Genomic DNA, 17,596 nt, shown 5'->3' on the forward strand with positions numbered 1-17,596 from the left:
CCTTATTAATATTAGAATTGTCTTTCAACTTGAAAAAACTATTGAGGTCATCTTTATAGCGTTGTAATATCTGGATTCCTTTACCCTCAAATAATAAATATAAAGGAAGGCGTACCTCCATACCTGTTTTGACAGATTTGTATATTATCCAAGTCTCCTGATGGAACTCAACAATATTTGCAGAGGTCAGATTAGTGAAATCAGAATATCGTAATCCAGCATAACAGCAAAATAAAAAAGCATCTTTTGTTTTTTGCAGTCTCGTATATCTTCCAGTCAGCTGCAAATTCTCAAATTTGTGTAACTCTTCCGGAGCTAAGTGTGTATGGCTTCCTTCTATACTTTTAATTTTATATTTTCTAAAGGCATACTTCTGTATATCCATATACTCCTTATTTATTGCAACATTAATATATCGTTTCAGATGCTTCATGTGCTTGGCAATAGTATTAAGGTGATAACCTTTAGATTGCAGATAATTATCAAATGAAGACACAAACTCAAATGTCAAATCGGTAAATAATACCTCTTTCTTGAACTCCTGAAGTAATTCAAGCGTGGAAAGGTGATTTTGACGGGTACTTTCTTTCAAAGAAGAATTGGCTATCTCCTCTTTAAAAAAAGTCAAAAACGACCTTCCATTGCTTAGAGGTTTATCAATAGAATTTTTTAATAAATCTAACGATATGGACTTTCCCTGTTGCCATAGTCCAAGTTCTGTTTGCTCAATAGCTGCTATATTTTCATATAACATACGATTCAAAACATTCGCATTAGGATGATTCTTCACCATTTTTCGTTTGGCATCCCACTGTTCCGGTTTGAGATATATTTTGGTGGAGAAATACATCTTTTTCCTGTTCAGATAGGCTTCTACCTGAACTAATGCCATTCCTCTTTTATTCAATCTCTTCTTTCTGTTAAACACAAGGTTGTAACTGATCTTTTCCATACTTTCATTTTTTAATTAATAATAGAACAAATTAGACGTAATTCTGTGCTATATCAGAGGCGAATAAGCATTAATATCTCTAAAAAATAAATCTTCAAATCACTTGGTATTCACAAAACTTTAAATTAAATGCCACTTTTTTATTCGCTTTTTCACGAAAAAAGCAAAAAGAATGGCTTTTAAAGGTGTTTTATGACTAAAAACGAGTAAAAGAAATATTAAAAGAGGCATTTTGCTTATGCAAAGTGTCAATTGCTGTTTTAGCAATCAAAGCTTTTGGTTGAAAAAAATATGCTTATCGGCATAAATACAGCTTGTAAAATAACAAAATGTTATATTTGCAACCTTTTTTTATTAATATAATTGCTAGTTTCAGTTTTATTAATATATTTGCAAATTGTTAGAGTAAAGATGCAAATAATGTAAAGTTAAACTTTAAGAGAGAATTTATGAAAAGAAAATTAATGCTGTTATTGGCATGCCTTTTTGTGGGCATAGGCCTAGTAACTGCCCAGACTCAAAAGGTCACAGGCGTTGTGATTTCTGAAGAAGACGGGCAGCCAGTTGTTGGCGCTTCTGTGTTGGTAAAAGGTACCACTCTGGGTACAATCACAGATGTAGATGGTAATTTTAATTTGTCGAATGTACCAAGTTCTGCAAAGACTTTGCAGATTTCGTATATTGGTATGCAGACGCAAGAAGTGGTGATCAAACCAACTTTAAAAGTTGTGCTAAAGTCTGATTCCCAAAATCTAGATGAGGTTGTAGTGACAGCTATGGGGATTAAGCGATCGGAAAAATCCCTAGGTTATGCCGTATCTAGTGTGAAGGGAGATGAAATAACTAAAGCACGTGAAAGTAATGTACTTAATTCATTGTCTGGTAAGATTGCGGGACTGCAAATAGCCCAATCATCTGGTACGGTAGGTGGTAGTTCAAGTATACAGATTCGTGGAGCTTCGTCTATTGGTACCGTTTCTTCTCCTTTATTTATTATTGACGGGCTTCCAATTGACAATGGTTCCTATAACCCTGACAGAACTAATGGTATAGTTGATGTCGGTAATCGTGCAGGGGATATTAATTCAGATGATATTGAATCTATCAATGTATTGAAGGGAGCAGCTGCAACAGCATTGTATGGAGCGCGTGCAAAGGATGGTGCTATCGTTATTACTACTAAGAAGGGAAAGAAGAACTCACCGGTGTTTGTAACAGTAAACTCTTCTACACGATTTGAAAATGTACTAAAGTTACCTGACTTTCAAAATGAATATGCACAAGGCAGTTATGGTGTATATAATGTGAAAATGTTGAATGGTTGGGGACCGAAGATCTCATCGGTACAAGATCAGCAGTTTACAGATTACAAAGGTGATAAAGTGACTTTGAAGGCAAATCCTGATAATGTAAAGGATTTCTATGAAACGGGAATGAGTTATATTAATAATGTATCAGTTGCGGGGGGTGGTGAAAAGGCGGACTTCCGTTTGAGCTTTACTTCTACTAATCAGACTGGTGTTGTACCTGGATCTGACTATAATAAATACGCTTTTTCTGTCAATGCGGGTATGAATTTTACTAAGAACTTCACAGGTCGTATTTCTGCTCAATATATACGTTCCGACTCTGAAGGTCGTCCAGCGCAAGGTGCAAATGATAGTAACCTACTGATTCCATTGATTAATGGATTGCCGAGAACTATTGATATACATGATATTCAAAAGAATTGGGTGGATGAGAATGGAAAGCAAATCACATTAGATCCGGAAGGTAAAAGTAATAATCCATATTGGATTATTAATAAGAATAAGTTTACCAATAATTTAGATCGTATGATTGGTAATATCACATTGACTTATAAACCGATTGAAGGACTGACTATCACCAATAATGCCGGAACAGATTTTTACACAGAAGGAAGGCGTAAGGTATATGCAAAAGGTACTGTAGGAGCCTTGAACGGAAAGTTCCAGACTTGGAATTTGTATAAAAGAATTATAAATAATGACTTAATGGTTTCTTACGAGAAGACTTTTGCAAATGACTATCATTTTAAGGTAATGATGGGGCATAATCTCTATCAGGAGGAATGGAAGAATGAAAATGTGCAGGCGCAGAATCTGGTTGTTGATGGGCTATACACATATACTAATGCGAAGTCTACTACTCCGGTAAATTATTATGAAAAGAAACGTCTTGTTGGTTTATATGGAGATATTAGTTTGGGATACAAAGATATGCTTTTCGTAAATGTAACAGGACGTAATGACTGGTCGTCTACTCTACCGATCAATAATCGTTCCTATTTCTATCCTTCCATAAGTGGTAGTTTTATTTTTACGGAGTTGATGGAAAACAAAGATATTCTGAATTTTGGTAAGGTTCGTTTGAGTTATGCTAATGTGGGTAGTGATGAAGATCCGTACAATTTGGCATTTAAATATACTCCCGCTAGTACTTACTTTTTGCAATATCTGGGTAATGTTAACACTTTCCCCCATATGGGATTAGTTGGCTTTACGGGACCTCGTGTCTTACCAAATGAGAATTTGAAGCCGCAAAATCAAAGTTCTTTTGAAGTTGGAGCTGATTTGCGTTTCTTCGGTGGAAAAATTAGGTTAGATATGACTTATTATAGCAATATTACAAAGAATCAGATTGTAAGTATTGATGTCCCATTGTCAACAGGCTACTTTGCCAATAATATTAATGCCGGGAAGATTGCCAATAAAGGTGTTGAAGTAACTTTGGGGTTGACTCCTGTGGAAACACGTGATTTTAAATGGGACCTGGATGCAACATTTGCTTCAAATAAGCAGACAGTGGAGGAGTTAGCTGAAGGACTTGATGAATATACGTTAACGAGTGGACTGAGCGGTTTACAAATTAAGGCTGCTAAAGGAGATTCGTTTGGCTTGTATGGCACGGGTTGGAAACGTGATGACCAAGGAAATTATGTGATTAATTCTAAAACAGGTTTGAGAGAAACTGTTAATAACGTGCGTTTAGGAGATGTATATCCTGATTTTACGATGGGAATCAACAATACATTTACTTATAAGGGAGTTACCTTGAGTTTCTTGATTGATATCCGTCATGGAGGTTCTTTGTATTCAGAGACTGTAGCTAATTTAAGAAGTAGCGGTTTGGCTGCTGAAACAATAGCTCACCGTGAAGATGCTTCCTTTATTGAGCCGGGTGTAATCCTTCAGGATGATGGAACATATAGACCTAATGATGTTCCTGTGAAAAGTATGCAGGATTATTGGCAGCATATATCCAATTCTAGTAATAATGAAGGGAATATCTATAATGCATCATTTGTAAAACTCAGAGAGGTACAGTTGTCTTATAGCTTCCCACGCAAATGGTTCAAGAGCTTTTTTGTTAAATCATTGGATTTAGGTTTTGAGGCACGTAACTTATGGATTATTAAAGATCATGTGCCACATATTGATCCGGAAGCTAACTTCTTCGGTCCTTCTCAGATTGGGGGTGGTGTAGAGTTTAACAGCATACCTTCTACCAGAAGTTTTGGATTTAATGTCAGATTAACATTGTAAGATTTAAACGAATATGATAATGAAAAAGAAAATATTAACATACGCATTGAGCGCTTTGGCATGTTTAACTTCATGTAGCGATTGGCTCGATATTAACCATGATCCCAATACTGCCGAGAAAGTTGATCCCGGGTATTTGTTTAACTATGTAGCTGTAAACTGGGCTGGAACACGCACTGGTGGTGACTTTTATATTCCTTTATCTATGAGTTCGCAGTGTCAAGTTGATGGTGGACTTGATTACGGTGGCTGGGATGAATCTGTATATACTATTTCTCCTTATAGTACAGGGAATGTCTGGAAACATTATTATTCTGTAGGTGGCAATAATTTGATGTTAGCTATTAAAAATGCAGAAGAGTCAGAACCGGTGAATCACAATGCTATTGCGCAGTGTAAGATTCTTTTGGCTGAGCATATGTATGAGGCAACGATGTTGTGGGGAGATATTCCTTTCACAGAATCCTGGAACGGAACAATTAAATATCCGAAATTTGATTCTCAGGAAAGTGTATTGAATGGTGTTTTGTCATTACTTGATGAGGCATTACAGCTTATAGATCTGAATGATGCTAATGCAATTGATGAGTACGATATCTATTACAAAGGTGATATGAACAAATGGATGACTTTGGCAAAGTCTTTAAAATTCAGAACATTGATGGTTATGGTAGATAAAGACCCTTCTAAGGCTGCTGCTATTGGTACGTTGCTGCAGGCTGGAGGAATGGTTGCATCAGCAGCGGACAATTTGGTATTTCCTTACTCTACAGATCCGGGTAACCAGAACCCTAAATATGAACTTATAGAATTGGTTGGGGGGACACAAATATTGTTCTTTGCCAGCAATTATATGTTGAAACCGATGCAAGAACGTAATGATCCCCGTATTCCCTGTTATTTTGAACCGGGTGCGGATGGTGTATACCGGGGGTTGGGTAATAGAGAGGCTGCAAAGACGGATGATGAAGAAAATCTACTGTCATCTGTTGTAAGCAACTACCTTTTCAGAAGAGACGCTCCGGAATTGATTTATTCTTGTCAAGAACAGCTACTTTTGGAAGCAGAAGCTTATGCGCGCGGATTAGGAGTTGCTCAAAATCTGTCGAAAGCTAATGAACTGTACCTGAAAGGAATTCGTGAAGCATGTGCTTTTTATGGAGTTGCGGAATCCGATATTGATACATATGTTACAGGTTTACCGGAATTGACAACGATGACCCAGGAAAAAGCTCTGTATGAGATTCATATGCAGCAATGGATTGATTTGATGGATCGTCCGTTTGAGGAGTTTGTACAATGGAGGCGATCTGGTACTGCCGGAAACGAGGTCCCGACATTGCAAGTCCCGGAAGATGCAACTTCAAAAGAATTGATCAGAAGATGGGAATATAGTCCTGAAGAAATGACAGCTAATATTAATGCACCGAAAGAATCTCCGAAAATCTGGGAAAAACTATGGTTTGATTTATAATTGAATTACCATAAATGATACGAAAAAGAGGACAATAAAACATTGTCCTCTTTTTTTTTGTTATATTTGCGCCCACATTATTATATATAATAGAAGTAAAGAATGAAAGAATTTGTAATATCCGAAGCCAAAGTAGAAACAGCAGTGCTTGTAGGACTCATCACACAGACGCAGGATGAGCGTAAAACAAACGAGTATCTGGATGAACTGGCTTTCCTTGCCGAGACGGCTGGGGCGGAAGTTGTGAAACGATTTACACAGAAGTTGCCGACGGCTAACTCTGTGACTTATGTTGGAAAAGGAAAGTTGGAAGAAATCAGACAATATATCCATGACGAAGAGGAAGCAGAACGTGAAGTAGGAATGGTCATCTTTGATGATGAGCTTTCTGCGAAACAGATTCGTAATATTGAAGCTGAACTGAAAGTGAAGATACTGGACCGTACTTCACTGATTCTTGATATATTTGCCATGCGTGCGCAGACAGCCAATGCGAAGACACAGGTAGAACTGGCACAGTATAAATATATGTTGCCGCGTTTGCAGCGGCTTTGGACTCACTTGGAACGCCAGGGAGGTGGTTCCGGTGCCGGTGGTGGTAAAGGTTCCGTGGGACTTCGTGGTCCGGGTGAAACACAGCTTGAGATGGACCGCCGTATCATCCTGAACCGTATGTCATTGCTGAAAGAACGTCTGGCGGAGATTGACAAGCAGAAAGCTACCCAACGCAAGAATCGCGGACGCATGATACGTGTTGCACTGGTTGGTTATACCAATGTGGGAAAATCAACCATGATGAATCTTCTCTCCAAGAGTGAAGTGTTTGCGGAAAACAAACTGTTCGCTACTTTAGACACTACTGTGCGCAAAGTGATTATCGATAATCTACCGTTCCTGTTGTCAGATACAGTAGGGTTTATTCGCAAGTTACCTACCGACTTGGTAGAATCTTTTAAATCTACCCTGGATGAGGTACGTGAAGCAGATTTGCTTGTGCACGTAGTCGATATTTCTCACCCCGGATTTGAGGAACAGATTGAGGTGGTGAACAAGACCCTGGCAGAGATTGGCGGCAGTGGCAAACCTATGATACTTGTATTTAATAAAATAGACGCTTACACCTACGTGGAGAAAGCGCCGGACGACCTTACCCCCCGAACAAAGGAAAACTTAACACTCGAAGAACTGATGAAGACGTGGATGGCAAAAATGGAGGATAACTGCCTTTTTATTTCCGCCCGCGAACGAATCAATATAGACGAACTGAAAAATGTAGTTTATCAGCGAGTGAAAGAATTACACGTTCAGAAATATCCCTATAACGATTTTCTTTATCAGACCTACGAAGAAGAAGAGGAAGAATAATCAATATGCTAATGTGCTGATGTGCCAATTGGTTGCGCGTACTGCATCAGAATTGGCACATTGGCATATAGGCACATTAACACATTATTAAGATGAAAGACTATCGTAGATTGACTGAAGATGAGATACTTCAGTTGAAGAGCCAGTCATGTCTGGCCGATGATTGGGGAAATGTATCAGTGGCAGAGGGTTTTAATTGTGAGTACGTCCATCATACCCGTTTCTCGGGTGAAGTAAAACTGGGGGTATTCGAAGCTGAATTTACATTGCCGGGGGGAATCAAGAAACATTCGGGATTACGTCATGTGACGTTGCACAATGTGTCGGTGGGCGATAACTGCTGTATTGAGAATATACAGAACTATATTGCTAATTATGAGATTGGCAGTGACACCTTCATTGAGAATGTAGATATTATTTTAGTGGATAGGTTAAGCACTTTTGGTAATGGGGTAGAAGTGGCTGTCTTGAATGAAACAGGAGGCCGTGAGGTGTTGATGAACGATAAATTGTCTGCGCACCAGGCATATATTCTTGCACTGTACCGCCATCGTCCCGAGCTGATAAACCGTATGAAATCTATTGCGGATTATTATTCCAATAAACATGCTTCTGCTGTCGGCAGTATTGGCAATCATGTGATGATTCTCAATACGGGCTCGATCAAGAATGTCCGGATTGGTGATTACTGCCATATCTGTGGGACCTGCCGCTTATCCAATGGCAGCGTCAATAGTAATGTGACGGCACCTGTACATATCGGACATGGTGTAATCTGTGATGACTTTATCATCTCTTCCGGCTCTAAAGTGGATGACGGCACGATGTTGACTCGTTGTTTCGTCGGACAATCCTGTAAACTGGGACACAATTATTCCGCTTCCGATTCTTTATTCTTCAGTAATTGTCAGGGAGAGAACGGTGAGGCATGTGCTATTTTTGCAGGTCCTTTCACTGTGACACACCATAAATCTACTTTATTGATTGCCGGTATGTTCTCGTTTATGAATGCGGGTTCGGGGTCCAATCAGAGTAATCACATGTATAAGTTAGGTCCTATCCATCAGGGAACGATGGAGAGAGGAGCGAAGACCACTTCCGATTCATATATCCTGTGGCCGGCACGTGTCGGGGCTTTCTCTTTGGTAATGGGACGTCATGTTAATCATGCCGATACTTCCAATCTTCCTTTCTCTTACCTGATAGAGCAGCGGAATACCACTTATCTGGTTCCGGGAGTTAATTTGAGAAGTGTAGGTACTATCCGTGACGCACAGAAATGGCCAAAGCGTGATAAGCGAAAAGATCCGAACCGGCTGGATTATATCAATTATAACCTGCTGAGTCCTTATACCATTCAGAAGATGTTTAAAGGACGTTCCATTTTGAAAGAATTGAAACGTGTATCCGGTGAAACTTCAGAGATCTACTCCTACCAGAGTGCTAAAATCAAGAACTCTTCTCTGAATAACGGAATTCGTTTTTATGAAATCGCCATTCACAAGTTCTTGGGAAACTCCATCATAAAACGATTGGAGGGTATTAATTTCCAGACCAATGAAGAAATCCGTCAGCGACTGAAACCTGACACGGAAATCGGACTTGGCGAATGGGTGGATGTTTCCGGACTGATTGCTCCCAAGAGTGAAATCGACCGATTGTTGGATGGTATTGAGAATGGAACAGTCAATCGTTTGAAATCCATCAATGCAAGTTTCGCGGAAATGCACGAGAATTATTATACCTATGAATGGACATGGGCTTATCATAAGATTCAGGAATTCTATGGCTTAGATCCGGAAACGATTACGGCACAAGATATCATCGGTATTGTGAAAGCGTGGCAGCAAGCTGTTGTCGGATTGGATAAGATGGTATATGAGGATGCCAAGAAAGAATTTTCGTTGTCTTCCATGACCGGATTTGGTGCTGACGGCTCCCACGACGAAATGAAGCAGGATTTTGAGCAAGTACGCGGTGATTTCGAAAGTAATACCTTTGTGACTGCCGTCTTGAAACATATTGAAGATAAAACAGCTCTTGGAAACGAGTTAATCAAACGGATTGAAGCAATCGAATCATAATAGGAGTGGCAGATGGCGAACTGTGGATGATAAACAGGATATGATAAATAGCAAACTGTAAATAAAATAGTGAGCGGTGAACGGCAGATGTCAATGAATGGCATAGCTTGTTTACCGCTCGTTGTTTATTGTTTATGATTGTCTTTTGCTGTTCCTGCTTTTCTCCGTTATTCATTCTTAATTCTTCATTCATCATTCGCCATTCTTCATTCTTAATTACTACCTTTGCCACACTAACTAACATTACGTAATAAAATAAGAAACTTATGGCAACACCTCCGTTTAAGTATCAGCCCATGTTTGAAAAGGGAAAAGATACAACTGAGTATTATCTGCTTACAAAAGACTATGTATCAGTAAGCGAGTTTGAAGGAAATCCTATCCTGAAAATTGAGAAAGAAGGTTTGACTGCGATGGCTAATGCAGCTTTTCGTGATGTATCATTCATGCTTCGTCGTTCGCACAACGAACAAGTTGCTAAGATTCTGAGTGATCCGGAAGCAAGTGAAAACGATAAGTATGTGGCATTGACTTTCCTGCGTAACGCGGAAGTTGCTTCAAAAGGTGTACTTCCTTTCTGTCAGGACACTGGTACTGCTATTATCCATGGTGAAAAAGGACAGCAGGTATGGACTGGATATTCTGATGAAGAAGCGCTTTCACTGGGCGTATATAAAACATACACTGAAGAGAACCTGCGTTATTCACAGAATGCGCCTTTGAATATGTATGATGAGGTAAATACAAAATGTAACCTCCCTGCACAGATTGACATCGAAGCTACCGAAGGTATGGAATACGAATTCCTTTGCGTAACAAAAGGTGGTGGTTCTGCCAACAAGACATATTTGTATCAGGAAACAAAAGCGATCCTGAATCCCGGTACACTGGTTCCATTCCTGGTTGAAAAAATGAAAACATTGGGAACAGCCGCTTGCCCTCCTTATCATATCGCTTTCGTGATCGGTGGAACTTCTGCTGAAAAGAACTTATTGACAGTGAAGCTGGCTTCTACTCATTTCTATGATAACTTGCCGACTACTGGAAACGAATATGGCCGTGCATTCCGCGACATCGAACTGGAAAAAGAAGTTTTGGCAGAAGCTCACAAAATTGGATTGGGCGCGCAATTCGGAGGTAAATATCTTGCTCATGACGTACGCATCATCCGTTTGCCTCGTCACGGTGCTTCTTGTCCGGTAGGCTTGGGAGTATCTTGCTCTGCCGACCGTAACATCAAATGTAAAATCAATAAGGAAGGTATCTGGATTGAGAAACTGGATTCAAATCCGGGCGAACTTATTCCTGTAGAACTGCGTCAAGCAGGTGAAGGTGATGTTGTAAAGATCGACCTGAACCGTCCGATGCCTGAAATCCTGAAAGAGCTGACTAAATATCCGGTAGCTACTCGTCTGTCATTGAACGGAACGATCATCGTAGGTCGTGACATCGCCCATGCTAAACTGAAAGAACGTTTGGATCGCGGCGAAGACTTGCCACAATATATTAAGGATCATCCTATTTATTATGCAGGTCCGGCAAAAACTCCGGAAGGCATGGCTTGTGGTTCTATGGGTCCTACTACAGCAGGACGTATGGACTCTTATGTAGAACTGTTCCAAAGTCATGGCGGCAGCATGGTCATGTTGGCAAAAGGTAACCGTAGCCAGCAAGTGACAGATGCTTGTAAGAAATATGGTGGTTTCTATCTTGGCTCTATCGGAGGTCCGGCAGCTATCCTTGCACAGAATAACATCAAGAGCATCGAATGTGTGGAATATCCGGAATTGGGTATGGAAGCCATCTGGAAAATTGAAGTAGAAAACTTCCCTGCATTTATCTTGGTGGATGATAAGGGTAATGACTTCTTCAAACAGTTGAAACCGTGGAATTGCACAAAATAACCGGTTTTAACCTGTTGGGATAAAACTTTAAGAAGAGGCTAAATGCCCTGAATTTATAAAATCCCCTCACTCTGCAATGTAGTGAGGGGATTTCATCTTTTGAGGACTTAAAGACTTTCCGGATATTTATTTTTGTAGTGTAGATATCAGCCTTTCATCATTTGTGATTACTTGTTCTGTTCTTTTTTCCATTTTTCATATCTCTTCAATACCTTACTACCATCTTTGTTATACCAACTATAACCATTCCGGCGCTCATGCCCGATTTCCGATATATCATATTTTTTAATGCCGTCACGGTCGCAGAAAAAAGGCCGATTCGTTTCCAGTTCATAAAAACGTGCCCAGAGAGTTGGACAGTCTTCACAGGGAACCATACGATAGTCTTTTTTACCTTCACCGTTAGTGAAATATTCCTTCTGTATTCCTTTTATTTTAGACTTTTGGAACCATTTGATTGCTCCTTCTATGGATTTTACAATGTCTGTGGATGGATTAGGAAGTGACATCAACAGCAATACAATATTGTCCGACTCTTGTCCGCTTAGTGACGGAAGTTCATAAGCACGTGCTTTGCAGGGTTCCAAAGTGACACGGTCGTGTTGGGCGCACCATACTGTTAATTCACCATTTTGGCACACCTGCGTTTTGAGTATACACTCTATACCTTTGTTGAATGCATTGCGTGCTTGTTCGCAGATATTGTCAGGAAGAAAAGTATATGGAGCTTTCTTTTCGTATATGCTCCGAAGTTGATTCATGACTCTTACCATTGCATTGTCATTGTAGGTGATTTGTACATAATAACCTTTGGGACGTGGATAAAATTGAGGCCATCCTCCGTTTTCATACTGCGATTTGAGCAGATATTGAATACCGTTCAGCACTCCTTCTTTATATTTCTCTTTCTGTGTAGCCAGATAAAGTCGTGCCAGATATTCTATTTCTGTCGTGGTGGCATTGTTGTCGATTGTGCTTTGGTTGATATCCTCTTTGGCTTTTAGTGCCGCCTTATATTCTTGTTCCGTCAGTTCTGCCGGCATATAGATATTCTTGGGCCAGCCTCCGGTAGTTTGTTGATACAGTAACACGTTGTCACCAATGCGTTGGGCTTCTTCTGTCTTAAAAAAATCATCGTCAAATTTGGGAGCGATGTGTACCCATTCTTTGTAGTTTTGCTGTTTTCTGTAATCTGTTGCTTTTTGGGCTGAGGCATTTGTCAGGATAAAAAGTAATAGTAAGAAAAGACTTAGTTTTCTCATGGCTTTTATTATTTAATGTTTTTATGGTATGCAAATGTAGAAAGAAAGAAAAACAACGATATGTAATAACTGTTTTTTATGCAGTAAAAATTGGGTTAACCTTCCCGATAAGAAGATTAACCCAATAAAAAAATAAATGGAAACTACTTCCTTATTCCAGATACTTCGTAATCTTTCCGCTGATTTGCAACAGGGATATTTCGCAAAGTTTCGTATTGTATTCGGCAGAGAGGATGCGTTCCTCTGCATCTAACAAACTTTTTTGTGCTTCGCGCACCTCAAAACCGGAGAGGTCTCCCTGTATATAACGGTCCATGGCAATATCGTGGTTGTCCTTGGCGGTTATCAGGTTCTGACGTTCCAGATTCAACAATTGGAGATTGTTGCGATAGGCTTGCCATAGGTTACTGAGATCAGAGCGGAGTGCTAACTCCATGTCCTGTCGTTCCAGACGACGATTTTTGAAAGCCAGACTCGCATTTCTCTTTTCGCGGCGGCGATTACCGTCGAATATATTAAAACCGACAGTTATTCCGGCATTGAAACCCAGTTCACCTCTTCTACTGTTTGCGTTGATGTCATACTTGTTGAACGTATATCCATATCCGGTATTTAATTTGAGATATGGATAGTTGCGTGAGTTTATTTTCTTGTAGTCCAATTGGGCAAGTACCGTGTTTTGATCGGCTTTAAGCAAAGAAGCATTGGTTGCTAACGTAGAATTCCACAAGTCATCAAATTGCAAGTCGCTGTGTACGTCAATGGTAGAGTCTTTGATAATAATGTTTTGATTGACGTTGTTGTTGGCCATTAGTTCATTCAACTGGATGCGTGAAGAATGGAGCAATTCCTGTTGTTTGATGTATTGGGCACTGTCTGCATTGAAATCCACTTTTGCCTGCTGATAATCCAGTCCTGAAAACTTACCAACCAGGTGACTAGCCTCGGCTATGCGTAAGCGCTCTTTGGAAAGCGACATTGCATAATGAAAGTTTTTCAGACGAATCTTCTGCTGAATAAAATTATAGTATTCGGAAGTCAGGGCAGCAATAAAATCCTCAATAGCGATACGGGTGTTGGTTTCTCCCTGACGTTCCAGTTCTTTCAACTGTTTGTAGGTGGTGCTGATATTGAATCCGTCGAAAATAGTCCAGTTGAGGTTAAGACCGACATTAACCGTCTGATCGTAGACTCCGTTATTCTTTGTTATTTCTCCGGTAGCATGCGCCTTGGTTTCAATATTGTCCAAGTTTCCGGTATATCCGGCAGAGAAGTCCAATGTAGGCAGGTAACCCGCATTTCCCAACGTTGCGTTGTTTTTGCTGATCTGCTCTTCGTTGTGGATGATACGTAAAGAGTAATTATTTTGCAATCCTTCTTCCAGACACTCCTTTAGAGTGAGGACTTGTGCCTTTGCAAAAGAGACTGATAAGAAGGCACATGCAATGGTTATATAAATGATGCGTTTCATGCAAATTCCTTTCTGTTTCATTCTTGTAATTTTTTGATTCGGTTAGTCGAAATGTAACTGTAAATAGCCGGTACAATGTACATCGTAAGCAGAGTGGATACGACCATACCACCCACCACTGCCGTACCCATGGCGATACGCTGGTTACAACCTTCTCCGGTGGCAAATGCCAGCGGAATAAGTCCCAAAACCGTAGAGGCACTTGTCATCAGAATCGGGCGGAGACGTTGCAGGGCAGCATCTTTAATCGCACTCATCTTATCTTCTCCGGCTTCCTGTTTCTGGTTGGCAAACTCTACAATTAGGATACCGTTCTTCGCCACCAGACCGATCAGCATGATAATACCGATCTGACTGAAAATATTCATCGTAATATCTCCGAAATACATGAAGACCAAAGCTCCGGCAATAGCCAGTGGTACTGTCAACATGATAATCAGCGGATCTTTGAAACTTTCAAACTGGGCTGCCAGAATCAGGTAAATCAGAAGAATGGCCAGGATAAAGGCGAACATCAGACTGGAAGAACTTTCACGATATTCTTTCGAGTCTCCCGACAGGGCGGTGCGGAAAGTATCGTCCAGTGTTTCCTTGGCAATCTTATCCATCTCGTCCAAACCTTGCCCGATTGTTTTTCCATCTGCCAATCCTGCAGAAATCGTAGCTGACACAAAACGGTTATAGCGATATAACTTTGGAGGAGCAATACCGCTTTCCAACTCAATCAAGTTATCCAACTGAATCATATCCCCACTGTTGCTACGAACGTAAATTGCTTTCAAGTCAGCCGGCTTGTTTCGTTGCTGGCGGTTGATTTCACCAAGAATCTCATATTGCTTACCGTTCATATAGAAATATCCCATACGCTGACCGCTCAATCCATATTGCAGCGTTTGAGCAATATTTTTGGTACTTACTCCCATAATACTGGACTTGTCGCGGTTGATCTGGATACGTGCTTCCGGCTTACTGAACTTCAAATCGACGTCCGCCATCTGGAAGACAGGATTCTCATATACTTTAGCCATAAACTTAGGCAGTACTTCTTCCAACTTTTCCAAATTGGTAGCCTGAAGTACATATTGAACAGGCATACTTCCACGACGTCCACCAAAAGAAGACTGTTGTTGCACGAATGAACGCGCCATCGTTTTCTTCTGCACCGCTTTCGAAATCTTCTCGGCAACTTCCATCTGTGTGTAGTTACGGTCTTTCATGTCATGCAATGTGATACGCACGTTTCCGCTACCACTAGATACACGGGCAGTCACTGATTCCGCATCAGGAAGAATGGAGTCTACCAGCTGATTGATATCTTCCGTATAATCCCGGATATATTCATAAGTGACACCTTCTGCTCCTCGTGTATTGATACTGATTTGCGAACGGTCTTCAAGTGGAGCCATTTCCGCAGGAACTGCATTCCATAGAATACCAATCAGGCAAATCGTGATGAAAGTAAATGGGGGAGCGATCCAGCGTTTGCCGAGGAAAGCGGCAAGTGACCGACTGTATAGCCGGTTCATTCCTTCAAAGAATGGTTCTGTTTTGGCATAGAACCAACTCTGCTTTTCCCGTTTTATGAGCAATTTCGTTGCCAGCATCGGTGTGAAAGTCAATGCGGCAAATGAGGAAATAATAACCGAACCGGAAATTACGATACTGAACTCACGGAACAGTCGTCCCGTCATTCCGTCCATAAAGACGATCGGGAAGAATACCGCTACCAGTGTGATAGTCGTTGAAATAACGGCAAAGAAAATTTCTTTGGCTCCTTCTATGCCCGCTTCTTTCGGAGCCATTCCTTTCTCAATACGGATGTATATATTTTCCGTCATAACGATGGCATCATCTACCACCAGTCCCACCGATAGTACGATGGCGAGCATGGAAAGCACATTGATGGAGAATCCGGCCAGATACATGACGAAGAATGCACCGATAAGGGAGACAGGAATTACGATACAAGGCACCAATGTAACGCGCCAGTCACGCAGGAAGAGGAAGATAATGATAATTACGAGTACAAAAGCCTCATACACCGTTGACTTTACCTCATTGATAGACGCACGGATAAACTTGGTATTATCAAAACCGTAGTTATAGTGTACGTCTTCCGGCAAGTCCTTTTTCATCTGTTCCATACGCTGGTATACCGCATCCGCAATCTCAATATGGTTGGCTCCCGGCTGTGGAATAACAACGACACCTACCATCGGAACACCGTTCATTTTCATATAACTCTTGATGTCGGCAGGTCCCAGTTCGGCACGTCCGATATCGCTGAAACGGACAATACGGTTATTCTCCTCTTTGATAATCAAATCATTGAATTCATCTGCGGTATGCATCAATCCCAGTGTTCGGATAGTCAGCTCGGTGGTATTTCCTTCGATACTACCGGAAGGAAGTTCCACATTCTCATTGTCTACGGCGTTTTTAACGTCGATAGGAGTGATTCCGTAGCCGGCCATTTTAACCGGGTCGAGCCAGAGACGCATGGAGTAACGCTTTTCTCCCCAGATAGATACACTACTTACATCGGAAATGGTCTGTAACTGTTCTTTTACAGTCAAGTCCGCTATTTCACTTAATTCCAACAGGGAACGTTTATCACTTTGAAGAGCAACCATCAGGATCGGTTGGGCATCGGCATCCGCTTTTGAGACAGTCGGAGGGTCACAGTCGCGAGGCAGATAACGTTGGGCACGTGAAACCTTGTCACGCACGTCGTTGGCTGCTGTTTCCAAATCGACGGACAACTCAAATTCTACTGTAATACGGCTTTGTCCCTGTTGACTCACACTGGACAAAGAACGGATACCGGGAATACCGTTGATATTCTGTTCCAACGGTTCGGTTATCTGGTTTTCGATAACATCGGCATTAGCTCCCGGATAAGAGCAACTCACGGAAATGATCGGATTATCCACTGACGGATATTCGCGGACACCCAGATAGTTGTATCCGATGAATCCGAAAAGGAGGATAATGATCGTTAATACTGTGGCTAATACCGGGCGACGTATACTTAATTCGGATATATTCATAGGGCGCTGGTATTATTAATCAATATTGTCAAGTGTGACTGCAAGCCCGGTGCGGAGCTGTAGTGTTCCTGAAGTAATGATTGTATCTCCTATGTGCAGCCCTCTTATTGCCTGTACTTCAGATGCCGTGCGGATGCCGGTAATAATATCCACCGGTTCGGCTTTTCCTGATTTATACAGATAGACTTTATCCTTACCCATTTCCGGCACGATTGCTTCTGTAGGGATGGCTATCGCATTAGGAATTTCTTCTTTTTTCAATAATACGCTTGCGTAACGGCCGGGAAGTAAGGTGTGATGAACATTCGGGTATAATGCACGAGCGGTAAATTGATGCAGATTCGGGTCGATAGCCGATTCTACAGCGTATACTTGTGCACCGAAAGCATCCAACGTTCCTTCCACACTGAAGTTGAGGTTAGTTCCCTTCTTGATTTGCTTGGCATAACGTTCCGGTACGGAGAATTT

At 41.0% G+C, this 17,596-nt stretch carries 11 protein-coding genes; 5 read left to right on the top strand and 6 right to left on the bottom strand.

Annotation, left to right across the window (positions count from 1 at the left end; genetic code table 11):
* Window positions 1-952, bottom strand: a 952-nt coding sequence (locus tag BSCG_RS03695; RefSeq protein ID WP_008777229.1) for a site-specific integrase, incomplete at its 3' end; no start/stop codon positions are given.
* Window positions 953-1,401: 449 nt separating this feature from the next.
* On the opposite strand from BSCG_RS03695, the gene BSCG_RS03690 reads away from it, so the two are divergent.
* From BSCG_RS03690 to BSCG_RS03675, 4 genes are all read left to right on the top strand, one after another.
* Window positions 1,402-4,518 (top strand): SusC/RagA family TonB-linked outer membrane protein, encoded by a 3,117-nt coding sequence (locus BSCG_RS03690; protein WP_004299186.1) that lies wholly within the window; start codon window positions 1,402-1,404, stop codon window positions 4,516-4,518.
* A gap of 13 nt (window positions 4,519-4,531) precedes the next feature.
* Window positions 4,532-5,992: a SusD/RagB family nutrient-binding outer membrane lipoprotein gene (locus BSCG_RS03685; RefSeq protein WP_004299187.1), complete on the top strand. Its 1,461-nt coding sequence runs from the start codon at window positions 4,532-4,534 to the stop codon at window positions 5,990-5,992.
* A 102-nt stretch (window positions 5,993-6,094) separates the two neighbouring features.
* On the top strand, window positions 6,095-7,357 hold the full coding sequence (gene hflX, locus BSCG_RS03680; protein WP_004326261.1) for a GTPase HflX: 1,263 nt from the start codon (window positions 6,095-6,097) through the stop codon (window positions 7,355-7,357).
* A 92-nt stretch (window positions 7,358-7,449) separates the two neighbouring features.
* Window positions 7,450-9,441 carry a DUF4954 family protein gene (locus BSCG_RS03675; RefSeq protein WP_008777231.1) on the top strand — a complete coding sequence of 664 codons (1,992 nt, stop codon included), beginning with the start codon at window positions 7,450-7,452 and terminating at the stop codon, window positions 9,439-9,441.
* Here the strand turns inward: BSCG_RS03675 and BSCG_RS29105 are convergent.
* Window positions 9,413-9,673, bottom strand: a complete 261-nt coding sequence (locus BSCG_RS29105) for a hypothetical protein (protein WP_224262987.1) — start codon at window positions 9,671-9,673, stop codon at window positions 9,413-9,415. The two genes, BSCG_RS03675 and BSCG_RS29105, sit on opposite strands and share 29 nt — an antisense overlap.
* A gap of 34 nt (window positions 9,674-9,707) precedes the next feature.
* Between BSCG_RS29105 and BSCG_RS03670 the strand changes: the two genes are divergently transcribed.
* Window positions 9,708-11,345, top strand: coding sequence for a fumarate hydratase (locus BSCG_RS03670; protein ID WP_004299191.1), 1,638 nt, complete (start codon window positions 9,708-9,710; stop codon window positions 11,343-11,345).
* 167 nt (window positions 11,346-11,512) lie between these two features.
* Here BSCG_RS03670 and pelA read toward each other — a convergent pair whose 3' ends face one another.
* From pelA to BSCG_RS03650, 4 genes are all read right to left on the bottom strand, one after another.
* Window positions 11,513-12,607, bottom strand: coding sequence for a pectate lyase (gene pelA, locus BSCG_RS03665; protein WP_008777232.1), 1,095 nt, complete (start codon window positions 12,605-12,607; stop codon window positions 11,513-11,515).
* Window positions 12,608-12,758: 151 nt separating this feature from the next.
* Entirely contained in the window at window positions 12,759-14,099 is a 1,341-nt protein-coding gene (locus BSCG_RS03660) for a TolC family protein (RefSeq protein WP_008777233.1), read from the bottom strand.
* Window positions 14,096-17,128 carry an efflux RND transporter permease subunit gene (locus BSCG_RS03655; RefSeq protein WP_008777234.1) on the bottom strand — a complete coding sequence of 1,011 codons (3,033 nt, stop codon included), beginning with the start codon at window positions 17,126-17,128 and terminating at the stop codon, window positions 14,096-14,098. The genes BSCG_RS03660 and BSCG_RS03655 overlap by 4 nt, the downstream gene beginning before the upstream one ends.
* Before the next feature lie 15 nt (window positions 17,129-17,143).
* Window positions 17,144-17,596 (bottom strand): efflux RND transporter periplasmic adaptor subunit (locus tag BSCG_RS03650; protein WP_032849781.1); only part of this gene is annotated, 453 nt, incomplete at its 5' end.

Origin of the sequence: Bacteroides sp. 2_2_4 (assembly GCF_000157055.1) — a bacterium.
Lineage (GTDB): Bacteria > Bacteroidota > Bacteroidia > Bacteroidales > Bacteroidaceae > Bacteroides > Bacteroides ovatus.